At 50.7% G+C, this 21,157-nt stretch carries 14 protein-coding genes, 2 pseudogenes and 1 riboswitch; of the genes and pseudogenes, 11 read left to right on the forward strand and 5 right to left on the reverse strand.

What is annotated here, in order from left to right; all coding sequences use genetic code 11:
- Nucleotides 1–144: 144 nt before the first annotated feature.
- Nucleotides 145–843: pseudogene (locus ACR0QE_RS03085) on the forward strand (EAL domain-containing protein); the annotation flags it as partial.
- Nucleotides 844–850: 7 nt separating this feature from the next.
- On the opposite strand, the gene ACR0QE_RS03090 reads toward ACR0QE_RS03085, so the two are convergent.
- The 5 genes from ACR0QE_RS03090 to ACR0QE_RS03110 form a co-directional block, all read right to left on the reverse strand.
- A complete protein-coding gene (locus tag ACR0QE_RS03090; RefSeq protein ID WP_432626901.1) occupies nucleotides 851–3,580 on the reverse strand; it encodes a hybrid sensor histidine kinase/response regulator in 2,730 nt (909 codons plus the stop codon).
- A gap of 78 nt (nucleotides 3,581–3,658) precedes the next feature.
- Nucleotides 3,659–6,193, reverse strand: a complete 2,535-nt coding sequence (locus tag ACR0QE_RS03095) for an ATP-binding protein (protein WP_432626902.1) — start codon at nucleotides 6,191–6,193, stop codon at nucleotides 3,659–3,661.
- Between the two features lie 91 nt (nucleotides 6,194–6,284).
- The gene (locus tag ACR0QE_RS03100) at nucleotides 6,285–7,004 is read right to left on the reverse strand and encodes a substrate-binding periplasmic protein (RefSeq protein ID WP_432626903.1); all 720 of its coding nucleotides are present in this window, start codon (nucleotides 7,002–7,004) and stop codon (nucleotides 6,285–6,287) included.
- 20 nt (nucleotides 7,005–7,024) lie between these two features.
- Nucleotides 7,025–8,308: a diguanylate cyclase domain-containing protein gene (locus ACR0QE_RS03105; protein ID WP_432626904.1), complete on the reverse strand. Its 1,284-nt coding sequence runs from the start codon at nucleotides 8,306–8,308 to the stop codon at nucleotides 7,025–7,027.
- 43 nt (nucleotides 8,309–8,351) lie between these two features.
- Entirely contained in the window at nucleotides 8,352–8,888 is a 537-nt protein-coding gene (locus ACR0QE_RS03110) for a V4R domain-containing protein (RefSeq protein ID WP_432626905.1), read from the reverse strand.
- 436 nt (nucleotides 8,889–9,324) lie between these two features.
- On the opposite strand from ACR0QE_RS03110, the gene ACR0QE_RS03115 reads away from it, so the two are divergent.
- The 10 genes and pseudogenes from ACR0QE_RS03115 to ACR0QE_RS03160 all read left to right on the forward strand — a co-directional run bounded on the left by ACR0QE_RS03115 (nucleotide 9,325) and on the right by ACR0QE_RS03160 (nucleotide 21,134).
- Complete coding sequence (locus ACR0QE_RS03115; RefSeq protein ID WP_432626906.1) at nucleotides 9,325–10,335, forward strand: ABC transporter ATP-binding protein; 1,011 nt, start codon at nucleotides 9,325–9,327, stop codon at nucleotides 10,333–10,335.
- Nucleotides 10,328–11,305, forward strand: a complete 978-nt coding sequence (locus ACR0QE_RS03120; RefSeq protein WP_432626907.1) for an ABC transporter ATP-binding protein — start codon at nucleotides 10,328–10,330, stop codon at nucleotides 11,303–11,305. Before ACR0QE_RS03115 ends, ACR0QE_RS03120 begins: the two co-directional genes overlap by 8 nt.
- Before the next feature lie 201 nt (nucleotides 11,306–11,506).
- A complete protein-coding gene (locus ACR0QE_RS03125) occupies nucleotides 11,507–13,147 on the forward strand; it encodes an ABC transporter substrate-binding protein (RefSeq protein WP_432626908.1) in 1,641 nt (546 codons plus the stop codon).
- Between the two features lie 64 nt (nucleotides 13,148–13,211).
- Nucleotides 13,212–14,231 (forward strand): ABC transporter permease, encoded by a 1,020-nt coding sequence (locus tag ACR0QE_RS03130; RefSeq protein WP_432626910.1) that lies wholly within the window; start codon nucleotides 13,212–13,214, stop codon nucleotides 14,229–14,231.
- Nucleotides 14,231–15,067, forward strand: coding sequence for an ABC transporter permease (locus tag ACR0QE_RS03135; protein ID WP_432626911.1), 837 nt, complete (start codon nucleotides 14,231–14,233; stop codon nucleotides 15,065–15,067). Before ACR0QE_RS03130 ends, ACR0QE_RS03135 begins: the two co-directional genes overlap by 1 nt.
- 512 nt (nucleotides 15,068–15,579) lie before the next feature.
- Nucleotides 15,580–16,656, forward strand: coding sequence for a M24 family metallopeptidase (locus ACR0QE_RS03140; protein ID WP_432626912.1), 1,077 nt, complete (start codon nucleotides 15,580–15,582; stop codon nucleotides 16,654–16,656).
- Between the two features lie 76 nt (nucleotides 16,657–16,732).
- Nucleotides 16,733–17,311 (forward strand): peptidylprolyl isomerase, encoded by a 579-nt coding sequence (locus ACR0QE_RS03145; protein WP_432626913.1) that lies wholly within the window; start codon nucleotides 16,733–16,735, stop codon nucleotides 17,309–17,311.
- Between the two features lie 189 nt (nucleotides 17,312–17,500).
- The gene (locus tag ACR0QE_RS03150; protein ID WP_432626914.1) at nucleotides 17,501–18,088 is read left to right on the forward strand and encodes a xanthine phosphoribosyltransferase; all 588 of its coding nucleotides are present in this window, start codon (nucleotides 17,501–17,503) and stop codon (nucleotides 18,086–18,088) included.
- 3 nt (nucleotides 18,089–18,091) lie between these two features.
- A pseudogene (locus ACR0QE_RS03155) lies at nucleotides 18,092–19,420 on the forward strand (uracil-xanthine permease family protein).
- 68 nt (nucleotides 19,421–19,488) lie between these two features.
- Nucleotides 19,489–19,585, forward strand: a riboswitch (purine riboswitch).
- A gap of 136 nt (nucleotides 19,586–19,721) precedes the next feature.
- Nucleotides 19,722–21,134: an NAD(P)/FAD-dependent oxidoreductase gene (locus ACR0QE_RS03160; RefSeq protein WP_432626915.1), complete on the forward strand. Its 1,413-nt coding sequence runs from the start codon at nucleotides 19,722–19,724 to the stop codon at nucleotides 21,132–21,134.
- Nucleotides 21,135–21,157 lie beyond the last annotated feature (23 nt).

Consider the following 21,157-nt stretch of genomic DNA (forward strand, 5'->3'; position numbering starts at 1 on the left):
ATAATATGATATTGTAATAAGTATTTGTGTCTGTTTTTAGATTTCCATGTTCCCATGATATAAGCATACAATAATATCTAACTTTTGGCTACCTTAACCCACCGTCTAAAGTCAGTGGGATTGCGGTAGCCTCATTTCAAGCTCTTCCTTCAGCCGAAAGTCGACATCCTCACCGGGCAATTTGTCGGTGCTGAGGCTCTGATCCGCTGGATTCACCCGGAACTCGGCTTCATCGCCCCCGACAAGTTTATCCCCCTCCTCGAGAAAGAAGGAGATATCTACCATGTCGATCAGTTTATCTGGGAGGAAGCCTGCCGGATTCTGCAAAAGAGAAAAGAGATGGGGCTTCAGCCGCTTCCGATCTCCGTCAACGTCGCGCGCGGAGACTTGTATCAGGAAGATCTCTGTGAGGTGCTGACAAACCTGATCGTGACATACGGCTTAACCCCGTCCATGCTCCGCCTTGAGATTCTCGAGCGCGTCTATGTGCGGGATTCCTCGAACCTGTTTCAGATTCTCTCCAACCTCAGAAATCACGGATTTCTGATTGAGATGGACGATTTCGGCACCGGGGAATCCTCCCTGTCGATGGTTGCAAAAATGCCGATCGATGTGCTCAAACTCGATCGGCAATTCATTGTGTCCTGTCTTCAGGATCCCCGCCAGATGGAAATCATCCGTTTCATCGTCCAGCTTGCAAAAACGCTCGACATGAAAATCATTGCGGAGGGAGTCGAGACGAAAGAACAGGCAGACTTTCTTCTCTCCCTCGGTTGCCGGTATGCGCAGGGATATTTCTACGGAAAACCGGAACCTGCAAACGACTTTCTCAAAGTTCCCTAAAACCGGCTTATGATAAAACCTCCCCTATTCTGATATAACAGGCGGAGGTTTTTAACTTTGCCAGTTCCGCAATCAGTTTCTTCATATCAATCGGCTTTGACAGATGTGCGTTCATCCCGGCATTTAAGCATCTCTGGACATCCTCCTGAAATGCATTCGCCGTCATCGCAAGAATCGGAATCGTGTGCGCTTTCGTCACACTCAGCCTGCGAATCGCCATCGCTGCCTCGATTCCATTCATCACCGGCATCTGCATATCCATCAGAATCGCATCATAGCGCTCCGGATTCTCCTCAAATTTCTCCACACAGACGGCACCGTTCTCCGCCCGCTCACAGGTGATTTTCTTCATCTCGAGAAGCTCCTTTGCGACCTCGAAATTGAGCTCATTGTCCTCCGCAACGAGCAGGTGCATTCCCTCGCACAGACTGCTCTTATCTGCATCCTCATCCCGATCATGGTCTTCTCTCTTCGGCTCTGCATACGGAAATTCAAAGTGGAGGCGGAAGGTTGTTCCCTTTCCCTGCTCACTCTCAACTTCAATCTGTCCATGCATCAGATCTGTCAGTTCTTTGACGATGGAGAGTCCCAGGCCGTACCCGCTGACCTTGTTGATCCGCGTGTCGGTCTCCCTCGTAAACTTGGAATACATCTTTTCCATGTACTCTTTCGACATTCCAATTCCGGTATCCCAGATCACAGCCGTCAGTCCGATATTTCCCGCCGTGCCGACAGCTTCCTCATAGATCTCACACCCGACTGTTCCGCCATCCGGCGTGTATTTGACCGAATTTGAGAGAATGTTTGTGAGAATCTGTTTTAAGCGGAGGGGATCTGCGATGATCCAGTCATGCCTGATGTCGTGAATATCATAACAGAACTTGAGATTCTTTCCAATCTGCGCATGCTCAAATGCCGGTTTGAACTCCTCCATCATCTCTGTGATGCTGAATTCCTCCGGCTGAATCTTCATCTGGCCATTCTCAATTCTGGAGATATCAAGCACATCGTCTACGAGTTCCTGAAGAAAAGCTCCCGCCACGCGAATCTTTTCAAGACCGTACCGGACCTGATCCGGATCATCGACATGCTTCTCCGTGATCTCCGTAAATCCCACAATCGCATTCATCGGCGTCCGGATGTCGTGCGCGACCTGAGAGATGAACTCGGTCTTCGCCTCGTTTGCCTTGTTCGCCTCCTCCGCGATCGCAATCCAGTTCTGCTCTCTGCGCTTCGTGTCGCTGATCAGCCTCGTGACGTACAAGATATGCGTCACCCTTCCCTGATTGTTTCTCCGCTTCACGATAAACCGCGCCGTATGCCAGTTTCCGTCCGTCGCCAAATACTCTGTCGCAATCGTCTCCTCCTGCTCTAAGCGATCCGCCAGCGTGGACAAGTCAAAGAAATGCATGATCTGATCCCGGTAATCCGGCACAACAAAGTGATTGCACAGCTCAATCATCTCCGTCGACGCGCGCCCGCTCGTCCCGGTCAGGTGATGAACTTTCCGGTTGCTCGAAATCTCCTCGTACGTGTCCTGCTCGAGATCAATCCGGAAAATCGCATAGTAAATCTTGCCGAGCGCTGACAGCACTTCATTGCTCCGCTTCGTGTCCTCAAGTGCACGCTCAAGTTCCTGGCGCTGTCTCTGCTCCCTCGCAACGAGGTCATCGACGTGACGGAAGCCGACTAGAACCTTATGATCAAACCTGCTTTCACAGATACGGATCACCTGAATCTCAAAATACCTCTGCCCCATCTTGTTGGGCACACTCTGGTAGTGGAACATGATCCTCTCTTTGTGGGCGAGCTCTCTCGAGAGATTTTCCAGACTCATCAGATTCAGAAACATCTCTGACTGGCTCTTGACCACATAGTTTTCCCCGTACTGGCGGATCATTTTGCTGTAACACAGAGTTTTCCTCTCCTGGGTCAGTTCTTTAAATTCCGCTGCGTTTGCCCCCTGATCGATCTTGAGTGCCTCAAAGCTGTCCGAGGCGAGATCCGCATAATAGACGGATGTGTAGTCGCGGCAGAGAACGCTCAGAAACTGTCTCTCCCTGTCGAGTTCTAAACGATTCTGGTTCAGAATTGCCACGTGCTGTCGGATCGTGTTCTCCTTCTGGTAGTTCGTCCGCACACTTCCGAGGTAGGCCCCGATGACCGGAATCACGGAGAGAAAATTCTTCGCCATCTTGATATCAGCATTCTCGATCGAAAAAAATCCCATCAGACTGTTGTTGTGCTGAAATGGAAACGCAATCAGCGTGCGGATCTCTCCTCCCGCCATCTCCTGGTAAGATGCCGGAAGCCCTTGAATCCATGGGTCCGTCTCGCTCTCCGCAACAATCGTCTCTCCCGCATCGAACGCCTCATTCCACGCCTCGAGTCCCTTTCGCGCAAGCATCCCTCCACTGAGGGCAAACGTCTCGTCCGCTGATACCCGATATTCATAAATGCGCTCATAAAATTCTGAATTCAGAAATTCAAAGACCGAGATGTGATCCGCCCCCGTATACACGGCGACTTCCTCAAGAAATGCCTCCACCGCCTGAATCCGCTCACTTCCAAACCGGTTGACACCGATATCCGCAAGCCGTTTCATCATCAGGTCAAATCCGACTCTCTCTTCCATCCTGTCCCGGCTGTTTTTCCTGCAATTCTGTTTTTTATTCCCCCCATCTGAAGTCTGCCCGTTTCCGGTCACAGACTTCGGTTGCTCACTTATTTCCGTCATGTTGTCAGCCTCCATTGTTTCCCGTCTGATCTTTTCTCTCGACTTTTTGACTCATTCTCCCTCAGGTCTAGGTCTTTTCTAGCCCTGATTTTCACAGCAGTAGCAGTGGATCATCTCCATGACCTCCTGCATATCTAGCGGTTTCGATAGGTGTTCATTCATCCCCGCTGCCCTGCTTTTCTTCTTATCTTCAATAAACGCGTTTGCCGTCATCGCAAAAATCGGAATTGTCTGCGCATCCTTCCGGTCAAGGCTGCGGATTTTTCTGCTCGCCTCAAGCCCATCCATCTTGGGCATCATGATGTCCATCAGGATCACATCGAAACTGCCGGGCTCATGGGAAGAAAAGATTTCTACCGCCTCTTGTCCATCATATGCCTGCGTGATCACAGCGCCCTCGTCCTCGAGGAGGGTCTTCGCAATCTCCATGTTGAGTTCATTGTCCTCCGCAATCAGGACCCTCACTCCCCGGATTGAAAACTGCTTTCTGCTCTCCTCCCGCACCTCTTCCTGCCGATCTTCGTCCAGCTTCAGCGGAATCCGCACCGTAAAGGTCGTTCCAACCCCTTTCTCGCTGATAAAGTCCACATTTCCTCCCATGCGGTCAATGAGTTCTTTCGCGATCGAAAGGCCAAGACCATTTCCGGAATACGTGCTTCTCGCCGTATTCTCCTCCTGCGCAAAGACTTCAAACACATGATTCTGAAACTCCTGACTCATACCGATTCCGGTGTCCTTGATCACAAACTCATACTCTGCGGTGCCATCCTTCTCCGGCACACCGATCTCACGGCAGCAGATGTTCACACTTCCGTCCGCATGGTTGAATTTCACCGCATTGGACACGAGATTCTGTATGATCTGCCGAACATGAAGCGGACTTCCGATGACTCTGTGATGGGAGATTCCATCCATCTCCATCGTGAAATGAACCTGTCTCTCCTCCGCCTGTTCCTCCATGAAAAACCGGATATCCTGCAACAGACCTCTCAAGTCAAACTTTCTCTCCTCGAATGCAATCTCCCCGGACTCGAGTTTGCTCATCCTCAGCACATCGTCTAAAAGATCCTGAAGATAGTCTGAAGAGCAGATAATCTTGTCCATGCATTCTGCGACCCGCCCCGGGTCGGAGGCGACGCGTTTTGCAATCACCGCCATTCCGCGGATTCCATTGACCGGCGTCCGGACATCGTGGCTCATACGGCGAAGGAACGAGCTCTTGACTCCATTTGCAAGCTCCGCATCCCGCGCCGTCTTTTTCAGCTCTTCTTTGTACCGCTCCTCATTCTGCTTGTAATCATTGACATTTCTCGCCACAACCAGAACATCGCGGACCTCCCCGTTCTCCTCAAACTGCTGGGGAATCAGCACGCACAGATACCAGATCCCGTCTGCATCGCGAAACATCGCACTCCGGTTCTTCACATTTCTCAGGCGCTCTTTCATGGTCTCCGGATTCATGAAATCCAGGTACCGCTTTCTAAATTCAGGCGCAATAATCCTTGCAGCCGTCGTCTCAATGACTTCTCTGGCCCCTCTCTTCCCAGCCAGAAAAGACTGCATCCGGTCTGAACACCGGATTTCATCAAACTCCATCCGGTGAAGGTGAAGGATTGCCGTCGTCACGTAGATACTGCTGATCGCCTTAACGGTATTCAGTCGTTTTCTCTCCCTGCTCAAATATTCTTTTTGCGAGTGCTGACGCACGAGAAGCACAAGCATGCACAGAACCATGTAGACTGCGATTCCGCCAAAAACGAGGGCAAGCATATTGGTGAACACTTCTTGGGCAGGATAAAAGACATAGATATAGTAATGTCCGTACACGGCCCGTTTCCCATACCAGCTTTTGTGCGCACGCTTTAAATGGATCAGCTTTCCCTCATAGTGGCTCAAATCCCCCGCATTCGTGATCGGGGTTTTCTTTACGGGAATATCCTGCCTGATCTCTTTTCCGTTGCTTGCAAGAATCTGCGTTCCGTCTGTGATGATAATCACCGGATTTTTGTGAAAGGTATTGTTTGTCAGAATCTGATCGATCGAAGGCTCGTAGACATCCGTCTCAGGCTTTCTGATCTCGGAATAGCACAGAACTGCCACATCCTCTGCCGCGGTGAGCACAAGGTTATAATGGACCCCCTGAGCCGTCATCGTCCCGCAGTAAGCCTTCTTTGGGTATTGAAACACATTGCTAAGACTCGGCTGCCCAAGCTGCGATTTCCAGAGCACATAGGCGTCCCTTCCGTTTAAGTCTATCCCGCAGAGTTCCTCCCGGTCGCGATTCAAGACAAGAATTCCATCCAGACCGCTTTTCTTTGCAAACTCCGTGAGAAACTCCGGATCTACGAGCTGGTCTCTCGGAATAAAATCCGTCAGCGTATCCGCCTTTTCCAAAAGTCCCTGCCGGATTTTCGCCTGACTTCCAAGCTCGTAGTTGTCATATCTCTGGCAGACCGACTCCATGAACGCAATCGTCTCATCTGCCAGATCCGCAATGTATCTGCGGTCATTCTTGTAGACAACCACAAGATAAACCAGAAGCAGAAAAATGCTGACTCCGGCCAGAACGGCATCGATTTTTCTCGTCCACCGCTTCGGGCGGTTATTGTTCATGGTCTCTCACCCCCAAAGTCCACTCCGCACTCAGCCCATACTTCTCGGCAATCTGCGGAATGGTTCCGTCTTCATTCATCTCTCTGAGCGTCTATGTCAGCTCCTCTGCCAGCTCGGAATCCTTTTTCTTATCAAATGCCACGCCAAGCCTTGCCATCAGAATCGGTGTATCCAGATAGCGATACAGATCAGAATTCTCCGCTGTGTACATTTTCAATGCCATCTCATGGCCGACAATCGCATCCGCGTATCCTTTTCCGAACGCGACAAAGGCATCGTTCAGCCTGCTGTACGACACAACACGCCGGACACCCTCTCCCGATTTGTCAAACCGTTTGAGAAAATATTCTTCTGCCTTGGAATCGACCTGAACCGCGATGGTCTTTCCTCTTAAATCCTCAAGGGATTGAATCCTGCTGTCCGCCGGAACTACCACGACCTCCGGGCTGTACAGGTACGGTCCCGCCCAGTGATAGAGATTCTCCCGGTCATTCATCGAAAAACTGCACCAGATGCAGTCCACATCTCCGTCCTTAAGAAGCTGATCCTGTTCTCCCCAGATAATCTCCTTAAATACCGGGCGATACCCCAGACGCCTGCAGGCCTCTGAGGCGATCTCGCGATCCACCCCGGTATAATTCCCGTCTTCCCCGACATAGAAATACGGCGCATAGAGATCGCACCCAATTTTCAGTTCCGGAAGATTCTCCCCCTGTCCGTGATCCGCCGCCTGACCCGGGACAGAAGCACAGGCAGCCAGAAGGCTCATCGACATAATGAGCGGAATCATCCATCCTGATTTTTTCTTCATACATCCTCTTTCTTTGAATCTCAGTGCGTATGTGTCACGATCCATTCACTCGCAGAAAGATTCAGCTGTTTTTCGTACTCTTCTTTGTGATCCCGTTTCTGCTCATACATCGCCTTGTCCACACACTGGATGATCTCCTCAAGCGTCTGTTGTCTGTTTTTCCCTGAAATCTCCACAAGACCGCAGCTGAAGCTCTGAGGATAAGGAATCTCTCCCGTCTCCTCAAACTCTCTCTGAATCCGTCTCATCTTCCGCACTGCCATCTCCTGCGGACACTTTCTTAAAATCACGCAGAACTCATCCCCGCCGACTCTCGCAAACAGGTCATTTTCTCGGACACAGGATTTGACGGTATCCACAAACCGGCGGATATACCGGTCTCCCTCGAGGTGGCCATATCGGTCATTCACATACTTTAAGTGGTCGAGATCGCAATAGCAGAACACCATCTTTTCCTTGCGCTCAAGCAGTTTTCTCATCTGCTCCTCAAAGTAGGTCCTGTTGCGGATTCCTGTGAGCGGATCCCGGTATGCCTCCACCTCAAGTTTCTTCTCTCTCGCCCGCTCTGCAGTCGCCTCACGGATGATATGAACATAGGCAAGTTCTCCCTGCCAGTGCATAAGTCCCGTCGTAATCTTGTAAATGCGATGTGCGGAGTCTTCCGTCTCCCAGATCTGCTCCGCCATCTCCTGAAGATGTTCCAGTTCTCCCTCCTGCCTCGTCATCTCAAGACAGATCCCGAAAATCTCATTCGTCTTCGGGTCCTCATTCGCATCCTTCGTGTTGCAGTAGAACACCTGGCCATCCTCCACGCTGACGACAAGAATCTGCTCCTCACTCCTGCAGATCAGTTCCATCAGAAGCTGGCTGTATCCCTCCATCATATTCGCATGCGCTTTTTCTTTCTGTGCCTCTTCTCTCAGACGCATTTCACGTTCTCTCAGCTGCGCCGTCATCTTGTTGAAAGCATCGGAAAACTCTCCCAGATATGAAACGGACTGAGAGTAGTCTCCCCTTGCCACCTGTTTGGCCTGCCAGGCCATATGGTTTAAGTTCGCATGCATATTTTTTAGATTCTGACAAAGAAAATTGTCTTTTTCCGGCTGATTGACAGAAAGATTTCCTCTTGAAAGTTCTGCAGAATACGATTTCATTTCTCTCACTGCTTTATCAAGAAAACGAAGTCCTTTTCCCAGTTTCTGGTAAGGCGGATCGAGAGTCTCCACGTCTAAAGGGTGCGTGTCCGGGCTGTACAGAATATCGCGCAGATATTCAAACAGCTTCTCACAATTTTTGTCTTCCATTCTGCCCCCCTTTTCTTCTGTAATCGATTTCTGATCCGTCTCCTCACTCTTTGATCTCTGCTCGAAAGCGGCAGACACGGTCGCCGGTCGCCCAACAGTCAATCTCAATCGCGGTGTATTCCTTTCCGGAATACAGAGAGAGAATTCCAGCGATAAATCCCTCATCATAATTGCAGACCGTCTCTCCGAGAATCGGAAGTCCGGAACAGTCCGCATCCTCTGACACCGTCAGAATAATCTTGCCGTTCTCCTCATCAACATCCTCAATCCGAAGCACGCCGATCTTGAACGCCTTCAGCTTTTCCTGAAGCTCTGCAATGAACGTGTCCATCGGCTGATCGAGACCCAGCAGATTCTTTGCAAAATACTCACCGGCCTTGCGCCCCGCTTTCCGGAAAATCTCCACCTGTCTCTCTTTCCCAAGTTCCTGGATCAGTTCATCCCGGAGTGAGTACTCCAGAAGTCGATAAACAAGGACGGGAAGCTCCTCACCCAGGTTCTCTCTGCTGTTCGGATTGTACTGCAAGTACTCCTCAAATGTGATCGGCTTGCGATCTTCCATAAAAATGTTGTCTTCCATAAGTCTCTTCCCCTTCCCATTTCCAAGTCTGTTCCCCTAAATGATGTTCTGATTATAACATTTTCTGACGTTTCGTTCAACAATGTGACAAAATCCGACTTGTTTTTTATGCCTTTTTTTGATTTTTTTCTACTCTTTGTCGCTTTTCTTCCTGTTTTTCCTTGTCCGCAATTTATTTTTTAAGGTTTCCGTCCGGTATTTTCTGAATCAGGACTTTCATATTGTGCCAAAATGGCAGCAGCGTTTTTCTCTTTCTTCTTATTGAATTCCGCATGGAAGTGTGGTATCCTGTCATTTATATAACAACCCAAAAGATTTTTTCTTTTTTTGAGTTACAGAAATCCGTATTTTTTTACCATTTTTGCTCTACTGCTTTAAATTGTTGAACACCAAAGTGATAGAGTGAAAGGGAGCTGAGATAGAAATGAGGGGCACTATGAATCAGGCAGAGACGATACTTGAAATCAAAGACCTGTGCGTGGAATTCCGGACAATGGCAGGAACCGTGCATGCGGTTGACCACTTGAACTATACGCTTCATCGCGGAGAGAAACTTGGAATTGTCGGGGAGAGCGGAAGTGGAAAGAGCGTTTCCTCCCTCGCAATGATGCAGCTGATTCCAAATCCTCCGGGCAAGATCACCGGCGGACAGATTCTCTACCGTGGACAGGATCTCACGAAACTTTCCGAGAAAGAGATGAGAGGCATCCGCGGAAATGAGATCTCCATGATCTTTCAGGAACCGATGACTTCCTTAAACCCGATTTTGCGCTGCGGAAAGCAGATCGCAGAGTCTCTCCGCCTCCACCGCGGAATGAAGAAAAAGGAAGCGATGGATGAAGCGATCCGCATGATGCAGGCAGTCGGCATCGCAAACCCGGCGGCCCGCGCCTACGAATATCCGCACCAGATGTCCGGCGGTATGCGCCAGAGGGTCATGATCGCGATGGCACTCGCATGTCAGCCTCAGATTCTGATCGCCGACGAGCCGACGACCGCCCTCGATGTGACGATTCAGGCACAGATTCTCGATCTGATCCGCCACTTAAATGAGACGATGAAGACCTCGGTTGTCTTCATCACCCACGATCTCGGCGTTGTCAGTGAGCTGTGCGACACCGTGATCGTCATGTACACCGGCCACATTGTGGAGCAGGCTCCTGTCCGCGAGATTTTTAAGAATCCGCTCCACCCATATACACAGGGACTTTTGAGCGCAATTCCCAAAATCACAAAGGAGAGAAATCCGTTAAGTACGATCGAGGGCATGGTTCCGAATCCGACGGAGCGGATCTCCGGCTGCAGTTTCTGGCCGAGATGTCCGTATGCGACCGACCGCTGCAAGCAGGCGGAGCCTCCGGTGTTCGATGCCGGCGAGAACCGCAAGGTACGCTGCTGGCGCTATGACAATTTGAAGGAAACGACAGGAGGTTCTGACAATGGCTGAGAAACATGAAAATTCCAAAGACGTACTTGTCCGTGCCGACCACGTCAAAGTATATTTTAAGGGAAAAGACAAGAAATCCGGCACCGTCCGGGCCGTCGATGACATCTCCTTCGATATCTTCAAGGGCGAAACTTTCGGCGTCGTCGGAGAGTCCGGATGCGGAAAGAGTACGCTCGGAAGAACTCTGATCCGCCTGATTGAGCCGACGGACGGTCATGTCTACCTCGACGGGGATGACATCTCCGCCCTCAAGGGAAATGATTTGAAGCAGATGAGAAAGAAGGCGCAGATCATCTTTCAGGATCCTTCCGCCTGCCTCAATCCGAGACGGACAATCCGCCAGATCCTGATGGAACCATTTGAGATCCATCACCTGACCGGAAAGATCGATGTGGATGCGAGAATCGAGGAACTTCTCCATCTCGTCGGACTCGACACCTATCATCTGAGCCGCTATCCGCACGAGATGTCCGGCGGACAGAAGCAGCGAATCGGCATTGCACGCGCGCTCGCCTTAAACCCACAGATCATCATCTGCGATGAGGCAGTCTCCGCCCTCGATGTGTCGGTGCAGGCACAGGTGTTAAACCTGCTTCAGGATCTGAAGGCACGGCTCGGTCTCACCTATTTTTTCATCTCCCACAACTTAAACGTCGTCTATCAGGTCAGCGACCGCGTCGGTGTGATGTATTTAGGAAAGATGGTGGAGATCGCCGCCTACGACCAGCTCTATGAGAAACGCTATCATCCTTACACGGAAGCGCTTCTCTCCGCAATCCCGCAGGTGGACGCTTCCGAGCAGAAAGAGAGAATCCATCTCTCGGGCGAGGTCCCAAGTCCTTCCAATCCTCCGTCCGGATGCCGGTTCCACACCCGGTGCCCAAAGGCGTGTGAGCGCTGTTCGAGTGAAATTCCGGAACTTCGTGAGATTGAGCCGGGACACTTTGTCGCCTGCCATCTCTACGACTAGGTGAAAGATTTATGGATCCCCAGCCTCTATATGGGGACATCCGTTCTGAGTTTTAACTGAGAGATCATGTCGGTCTGCAAGCACATTCCGGCATCTCTGATAAAATCATTGCAGCTGGCAGCATGCCGGATACCGGCAACATACCGGCAATATACTGGCACCAACCCGCTGCAAATTAGGAAAAAAGAGGAGGTCACAATTATGAAAAAGAAAAAATTCATGGCTCTTGCACTGGCTATGGCAACCGCAGTAGGCTGCACCGCCTGTGGTGGCAGTAAGTCCACCACGGAGACAACTCCGACCGGAACATCCGATTCCGCTGCCGAGTCTCAGGCTTCTGCCGGAGACAACACCGTCATCATCGCAATGGGATCCGGTTTCTCCACCCTGGACCCGGGATATGTATACGAGAAATATCCACAGCTGATCGTCAATGCCTGCTATGAGAACCTGTTCAAATTCTATGAGAACGATGGAACCCCTCAGCCGGACCTTGCAGACAGCTACGAGTTCTCCGATGACGGCCTGACCCTGACGGTAAAATTAAAGGATGGCGTTGTATTCGCAAGCGGAAACACGATGACATCCGCTGATGTCGCATTCAGCATCAACCGTACCAAAAACTTAAAAGGCAACCCGTCCTTCATCTGCGACACGATCGACAGCATTGAGACTCCGGATGACTCCACGGTTATCTTCCATTTAACCGAGCCGGACAGCGCAATCCTCTCCAAGCTGACTTACAGCTCCCTCGCAATTCTCGACAGCGCAGTTGTCAAGGAGAACGGCGGAACCGACGCGGAGGACGCAGCTTCCACCGATACTGCACAGAGCTTCCTCGACGGCGCAAGTGCAGGAAGCGGCATGTATATTCTGACAAGCTATACTCCGGATGAGGAAGTTGTCCTTGAGAAGAACCCGAACTACTGGGGCACTGCCACCAACGTGGACAAGTACATCTTAAAGATCCAGCCGGATGCAAACACCCAGATGATGACGCTCTCAAGCGGAGACATCGACATCGCACTGAACCTGACCGATGACACCCTCGAGGAACTCAAGAGCGCAGAGAACGTAGAGATCACCGACGGTCTGACCAAGATGATCGGCTTCGTGATGATGAACATGAACGAGGAGTACGGCGGCCCGGTATCCAACCCGAAGGTACAGCAGGCAATCCGCAAGGCACTCGACTACTCCGGTATCCGCATGATCTGCGGCGAGGGCACCGTAACCCCTTACTCCATCATCCAGAAGGGATTCATGGGCAGCAAGGGCGAGCGTCCGGACGACTACACCAACCTCGAGGAGGCAAAACAGCTCCTTGCTGATGCTGGTTACCCGGATGGCTTCAGCGTAGATATGACCGTATCTGATCTGGATATGGAAGGAATCCAGCTGACCGACCTTGCACAGAAAGTAAAAGATGATATGTCCCAGATCGGCATTGATGTCAACATCGTGACCGAGGCATGGGCTGCCGGCTACGGCGATGCTTACCGCAACGGAACTCTTGGCTTTACTGTCATGTACTGGGGCGTCGATTACAGCGATCCGAACGTACAGCTTGAATTCCTGCCGGGCGGAACTGTTGGAAAGCGCGCAGGCTGGACTGCTGACATTGATCCTGAGCTTGCCGGCATGTACACTGAGGCAATGGCTGCCACCGACAACGACGCAAGAACCAAAGTTCTTGAGAACATTCAGGATTCCATGTATGAGGACGGTCCGTTCATCGTCATCGCACAGGCTCCGGCACACATTGCACACTCAAGCCGTCTGGCAAATGTAGACATCTTTGATTCCTACACCATCGACTTGACAGAAATCAATGTAAAATAACGAAGGGGAGAGGCATCCGCTTCAAGTTACATTTGCATCACAAGAATCAAAAGAGAGGTACCAAATGGGAGAGCTGAAATTTATTGGAAAACGTGTGGTTTATCTGGCTGTCATGCTTCTCGGAGTTGCCACCCTTGTCTTCATCCTCACAAAGATGATCCCGGGTGACCCGGTCGTTGCTAACTTAAGCCAGAGAGCCTTGAATGATCCGGAGATCGTGGCTGCCTATCGGGCAAAACACGGTCTGGACCAGCCACTCATTGTGCAGTATTTCTACTACATTCGTGACCTGCTGCACTTTGACCTTGGAACGTCCATCCGCACCAACCGCCCGGTCCTCGACGACCTCGCACGGTGCTATCCGGCAACTCTGGAGCTGGCTCTTTTCTCCATTGTGATCGCGTCCCTGTTCGGCATCCTGTTTGGCATCATCTCCGCCATCCGCCGAAACAGCGTTCTCGATCAGATTGTGAGAGCTATCTCCGTCACCGGCGTCAGCATTCCGGCATTCTGGTTTGCACTGCTGATGCTGTATTTCTTCTACTACAAACTGAAGATCTTCCCGGGACCGGGACGGCTGAGCAACTCGTTCTCTGCCCCGGCAACCGTGACCGGCATGTACATCATCGACAGCCTGATTGAGGGAGACACGGCAAAAGCACTCGATGCGGCGCGTCACCTGATTCTGCCGAGCATCGTGCTCGCCGCATTCACGATGGGACTGATCACGAGAACGACGAGATCGAACCTGCTTGACACCCTGTCGACTGACTACATCCGAACAGCAAAGGCGAAGGGTCTTGGCGGCATGGCACTGATTCTTCACCATGCGCTCGGCAATGCGCTGATCCCGGTTATGACTGTCATCGGTCTTGGACTTGGAAATCTGCTCGGCGGCATGGTTCTCGTCGAGACAATCTTCAAATGGCCGGGTGTCGGACAGTTCGCCTACGAATCTGTCATGGCAGCCGACTATCCCGCAATCATCGGCGTTGCGCTGTTGATTGCACTCAACTACATGATTATCAACACGGTAGTCGATATCCTTTACGGAATCATCGACCCGAGAGTGAGGTGCAGCTAATGATTCATTCCCTGAAAAAACTTTTGAAATCCAACTATCTTTTTACCCTGGGAATTCTCATCTGTCTCGGATGGATTCTGGCTGCAATCCTTGCCCCGGTCATTGCTCCGTATGATCCGATCGCCCAGGATCTGACGATGCGGTTAAAGGCGCCGTCCGCTCTGCACTGGTTCGGAACCGACAATTTCGGACGTGACATTTTCAGCCGCGTGATCTACGGAGGACGCTATTCCCTGCTTGCAGGCTGTCTCTCCGTGACGATCGCAGGTGTGATCGGAACGTTCTACGGTGCGCTTGCCGGATACGTCGGCGGATGGGTTGACAATGTAATGATGCGTTTCTCGGAGATGATCCTCTCCTTCCCGTCGCTGATCCTCGCAATGATCATCAACGCCGTGATGGGATCCAATCTGTTCAACACGATGTTTGCGCTTGTCATTGTATCCTGGCCGACTTACGCGCGTCTGATGCGAAGCGTTGTGCTGAGTGTCAAGGAAAATGAGTATGTGACCGCTTCTGAGGCGCTCGGAGCCTCCAAGCTCCGCATCCTGCTGCTCGACATCATTCCGAACAGTGTCAGCTCCGTGCTGATTATGGCGACGACCGATATCGGAAACAAGATTCTGATGTTCTCGACGCTGAGTTTCCTCGGACTCGGTTCTGCACCGCCAACCCCGGAGTGGGGCATGATGGTTTCTGACGGTGTGGATTACTTCAACAAGTTCTGGGTGGCAGGATTTCCGGGACTCGCAATCTTCACGATGGCAGTCGGCGCAAACTTTATCGGAGATGGTCTGAGAGATCTGCTTGATCCGAAGCTGAGAACGCAGTTCTAACCGGCTTGCTTCAAGACTATTCTGAAACTTTTATGGCATTCAGCTTTTGAGTGTTAAAATTTTCATCTTTTATTTTAGGGGCGACTCCGGCAAAATAAGTCCTGCAAACTCGCTCTCGCTCCGGGTTCGACGTAACGGTGCATAAGGTCGCAAAGGACGCGACCTAAACACCGACGTCTCACACGGGTTTGCAGTGACTTTTTCGCCTTCGTCGCCTAGATATAAATGACTTTTCTTATAAAAGTTTCAAATCAACGCTCATAGCGCATATAACTACTTGGAAATTCCAAATGTTCTTTCTGACATATAAATGGATTTTCCCCCAAATTTTATAGAGCATATTTTCATGAAATCCCGCAACCGGGATTTTTTGTGCATCTGGGATCTTTTTTCCCGGATTAATCCGTACTATAATTTCCTTAGATAAAAATTTCTTATGTAGATTTCCTCTTGCTAAGAGAGCGGATATACATAAGGGATTACAAATAGAATGAGAAAGGACGTTATTTATCATGAACGAATCAAGAGCAAATCGAATTCTCGCTGCATTGAAGGAACAGGGTGCTGAGCAGATGCTGATCGTGGACCCGATGTCCATCTGCTATCTGACCGGTGTCTCTATGGCTCCATTTGAGCGTTTCTACGGTCTTCTGCTTCGCGCAGATGGCCATCATGTCTATTTCCTGAACCGTCTCTTCCACGTTCCGGAGGATGTCGGTGTTGAGAAAGTATGGTATTCTGACACAGACCCGGTTATGGAGATTGTCGCAAAATATCTCGACAAGGAGGCTCCTCTCGCAGTTGACAAGGAGTTAAAGGCACGTTTCCTGCTTCCGCTGATGGAAATGCACGCCGCTTCTTCTTTCATCAATGGTTCTCTGGCAGTCGACACGACCCGTGGAGTCAAGGATGAGGAAGAACAGGAAAAGATGCGCGTCGCTTCCGACATCAACGATAAGGCAATGGCTCAGTTTAAGACCCTGATCCATGAAGGCGTGACCGAAAAAGAAGTCGCTGACCAGATGCTTCAGATCTATCTCGATCTTGGCGCCGATGGCTATTCCTTCCCACCGCTCGTCGCTTTCGGTGCCAATGCCGCCGATCCGCACCACTCTCCGGATGACACTCCTGTCAAGGCTGGCGACTGCGTATTGTTTGACGTCGGATGCATCAAAGATGGTTACTGCTCCGATATGACCCGTACCTTCTACTTCAAGACCGTCAGCGACGAGCACCGCAAAGTCTACGATACCGTCCGCAGTGCAAATGAGGCTGCAATCTCCAAGATCCGTCCGGGTGTTCCGCTTCACGAGTTTGATGACACCGCAAGAGGTCTGATCTCCGATGCGGGCTGGGGTGAATATTTTACACATCGTCTCGGTCATTTCATCGGTCTGTCCGAGCATGAATTTGGAGATGTCTCCTCCACAAATATGTGGGAGGCAAAACCGGGCATGATCTTCTCGATCGAACCGGGTATCTATCTTCCAAAGGATACCGGTGTGCGCGTTGAGGATCTCGTTCTCGTGACCGAAGATGGAGTGGAAGTTCTCAACCACTATCCAAAGCAGCTTGAGATCATCGAATAAGCACAAGCTGAAAGAGTCCAATTGTTGAAAGGATGTAACTGTGAAGGTACTGAACAGTTACAAAAGGATTTTATTTATGAAACATCCAGTTGCAACACTTCATATGGCAAACGGTGCCGACATCGTGATCGAACTGCTTCCCGAGTCCGCACCGAACACAGTAAACAGCTTTCTCTTTGCCGCCTGCCATGGTTATCTTGACCACCATGCAATCGAGCGCATCGTCCCGGGAAACTGGGTCGATGTCAGCTACACGGCCTTTGGCAAAAAGGAACTTCAGTATCTGATTCCGAATGAATTCAAACTTCATCCGGAGATCACCCCTCTCGACTCTCATCCGGGCTGCGTGTGCATGGGCGGATACGGTGATGCGGGACTTGCAAGCTGTGAATTTTTCTTCCCGCTTCGCGACTGTCCGGATCACAAGGGAACTTATCCCGTATTCGGACACGTCATATCGGGAATGGAGGAAATCAGACGCATTGCGGGCGTGAAGACGGTTCCCGTCGATTTCCCGATCCCGGGAGTTGAGGTAAACAAACCGGTGGATCCGCAGGTGATCGAGACTGTAGAAGTCGAACTTTTTGGAGAAACCTATCCGGAACCCATCCGCGTAGAGAATCCGAAACTGCCGAAATGCTGGCCGAAGCTGTAAGTTTCCGTCACGCTTCTTTTCAAGGTGGGGATTTTTTGTTAGGAAAATCCCCACAGAAACCCGTGCAGATTTTTTTTAAAAATGGCTAAATGCCTCATTTTATTTTTATCTTGTTTGTAGTACAATACTTGTAACTATTTACACAGTAATTAGTTTTCAAATTTCATAAACATAGGAGAGGGAAAGAGCATGAATTTTCTGGAAGAACGCATTGTAAAAGACGGAGTTGTAAAACCGGGTAACGTACTGAAGGTAGATACCTTTCTGAATCATCAGATGGATATTGATCTGATCGATCAGATGGGCGCTGAATTTAAGCGCCGTTTCGGTGACGCTCCGATCACCAAGATCCTGACGATCGAGGCTTCCGGCATCGGTATTGCCTGCCTGGTTGCACGTCACTTCCACGTTCCGGTTGTATTTGCAAAGAAATCAAAGAGCATCAATCTCGACGGTGAGATGTACGTCGCTGAGGTAGAATCTTTCACACACAAGTGCAAGAATCAGATCATCGTCTCCAAGAAAGTTCTGAAGCCGGAAGATCATGTTCTGATCATCGACGACTTCCTCGCAAATGGCTGCGCACTTCAGGGTCTTCTCTCCATCGTGACCGAGTCCGGTGCATCGGTTGAGGGCATCGGCATCGCAATCGAGAAGGGCTTCCAGCCGGGCGGCCGCATGATCCGCAACCTCGGATACCATCTGGAGTCTCTTGCCATTGTGGACGGCATGAACGATGAGACAGGTGAGATCACCTTCCGTCCGCAGGAGGCATAAAAAATGAAATCGACAGAGTCCTCCGTTCAAAATATTTACACGCTGGATGGTCATGTCCCGCTTGCACAGGCGGTTCCGTTCGGTCTTCAGCACATTCTGGCAATGTTCGTCGCAAACATCGCGCCGATCATCATTGTCACCGGTGCCTGCGGTCTGGACGCCTCCCACAGTGCCATGCTGATCCAGTGTGCGATGATCATTGCCGGAATCGGAACGCTGATTCAGCTCTTTCCGATCTGGCGGATCGGCTCCGGGCTGCCGATCGTAATGGGAATCAGCTTCACCTTCGTCTCTGTATTCTGTTACGTCGGCCCCACTTACGGGTATCCGGCAATCGTCGGTGCCATTCTTGTCGGCGGACTCATTGAGGGAATCCTTGGACTGTTTGCGAAGTACTGGATGAAACTGATCACTCCGGTTGTATCCGCGAGCGTTGTCACCTCCATCGGATTCTCCCTGCTCTCTGTCGGCGCCGCTTCTTTCGGAGGCGGCAGCGGAAGCGAAAATTTTGGTGCCCCGTCAAACTAGATTCTCGGAACTGTAACCCTGATCTGCTGTCTGTTGTTTCATATTTTTGCAAAATCTTACTTCAAACAGCTCTCCGTCCTCTTTGGACTGATTGTCGGATACATCCTCGCAATCTGCATGGGAATGGTTGATTTTTCCGCCCTGCATGGTGTTTCCCTCATCGCTCTTCCGAGTTTTCTTCCGTTCAAGCCGGAATTCGACATCAATGCGATTATCGCGGTCACGCTGATCTTCCTCGTCTCTGCGACGGAGACAATCGGTGACACCTCCGCGCTTGCATCTTCCGCACTTGACCGAAATGCTACTGAGAAAGAGACTACCGGATCAATCACCTGTGACGGTTTCGTGAGCTCCATCTCCGCACTGTTCGGATGCCTTCCGATCACCTCTTTCAGCCAGAACATCGGTCTCGTCGCCATGACAAAGGTTGTCAACCGCTATGCGATTGCGACAGGTGCCATCATCATGATCATCGCCGGAGTGTTCCCGGCTGTGGGAGCACTTCTTGCCACCCTTCCGGATGCCGTTCTCGGCGGATGTACAATCATGATGTTCGGAATGATTGTCATGAGTGGAATTCAGATGATGAGCCGCTGCGGTTACAGCCAGAGAAACATCACGATCGCTTCCGTCTCCCTGAGTGTCGGAATCGGTTTCACTCAGGCACCGGAGCTGTTTGAAATCTTTCCGCAGATCATCCGAACCGTATTCGCGGAAAACTGCGTTGCCGTCGTTTTCCTCGTATCTGTTCTCCTGAATCTGGTGCTTCCGGCAGACATGGAAGCAACGGCGAAAAAGGGATGAGCGGTAACGGACTGTTCTAATGGAAATACAGGACATTTTCCACTTGCAGAATTTTGCATTTTATGATAGCCTATAAACGTTGTAATGCGTGTATAGGTTCAAGATATGGTTGAACGTTTCTACCAGCTGCCGAAACAGTTGCCTACAGGCTTCTTGTTTCGTGTATGCTGGTTTTTTGTGCGCATTTATAACCCAGAGCTTCAAGTTTATTCAGGTTTTTCAATGATTCATCTGAATAAACTGAACAGACAGATTTTGAATGAGTATCACCATTTTGTTTTTAAGAAAAGGAGTTTTGTGCATGAGTCAGAATCAGAAAAATTATGATGTCATCATCATCGGTGCAGGTCCTTCCGGTATCTTCTGCGCATACAAGTTGATCGAAAAGAAACCGGATATGAAAATCCTTATGATCGAGAAAGGACGTCCGATCGAAAAGCGTGTATGTCCGAAGAGAACAACCGGTGTATGTGTTGGCTGTAAACCGTGTTCCATCACGACCGGTTTTGCGGGTGCCGGAGCTTTCTCAGACGGAAAACTTTCCCTCTCCCCGGATGTCGGTGGAAACCTTCCGGAGATTCTTGGTTACGATCGCGCAGTAAAACTCATCAAGGAATCCGATGACATTTACCTGAAATTCGGTGCCGATACCGGTGTGTACGGCGTCAACAAGCAGAAAGAGATCGAGGAGATCCGCCGCAAGGCAATCGGCGCAAACTTAAAGCTGATTGAGTGCCCGATCCGTCATCTCGGCACAGAGGAGGGCTACAAGATCTACACCCGCCTTCAGGAGCATCTGCTTGCTCAGGGCGTCATCATGGAATTCAATACCATGGTAGACAACATTGTGATTGAAAATAATGAGGCAAAGGGCGTTATCACCGACAAGGGTGAGACTTACTACGCTCCGGAGATCGTTGCTGCAATCGGACGTGAGGGTTCTGACTGGTTCTCACACATCTGCGGTGAGCACGAGATCGAGACTCAGGTCGGAACTGTCGACATCGGTGTCCGCGTCGAGGTCCGCGATGAGGTTATGGAGTTCCTGAACAAGAACCTCTACGAGGCAAAGCTGGTCTACTACACCCCTACCTTCGATGACAAGGTTCGTACTTTCTGTACCAACCCGTCCGGTGAGGTTGCGACGGAATACTATGAGAACGGTCTTGCCGTTGTAAACGGTCACGCTTACAAGTCTCAGGAGTACAAGACAAACAACACGAACTTTGCTCTTCTCGTGAGCAAGAACTTCACCCGCCCGTTCAACGAGCCGATCGAGTACGGCAAGCACATCGCACAGCTGTCCAACATGCTCTGCGGCGGCCGCATCATGGTTCAGACCTTCGGTGATTTCCAGAGAGGACGCCGTACCACGGAGGAGCGTCTGTGCAGAAACAACCTGATCCCGACCTTAAAGGATGCTGTTCCGGGAGATCTCTCCCTTGTTCTGCCTTACCGCATCATGAAGGATATCAGCGAGATGCTGATCGCCCTCGACAAGGTAACACCGGGTATCGCAAGCGACGAGACTCTGCTCTACGGTGTTGAAGTAAAATTCTACTCCAATAAAGTTGTCGTAAATAAGGACTTTGAGACGAGCATCCTGGGTCTGCGCGCAGTCGGCGACGGCGCTTCCGTGACGAGAGGTCTTCAGCAGGCATCTGCAAACGGTCTCAGCGTTGCAGAGAGCATCTTAAAAAAGATGGAGCAGTAAGATCCACATGTCCTTGGGGCACT

This window comes from Brotaphodocola sp., assembly GCF_050873065.1.
Taxonomy (GTDB): domain Bacteria; phylum Bacillota; class Clostridia; order Lachnospirales; family Lachnospiraceae; genus Brotaphodocola.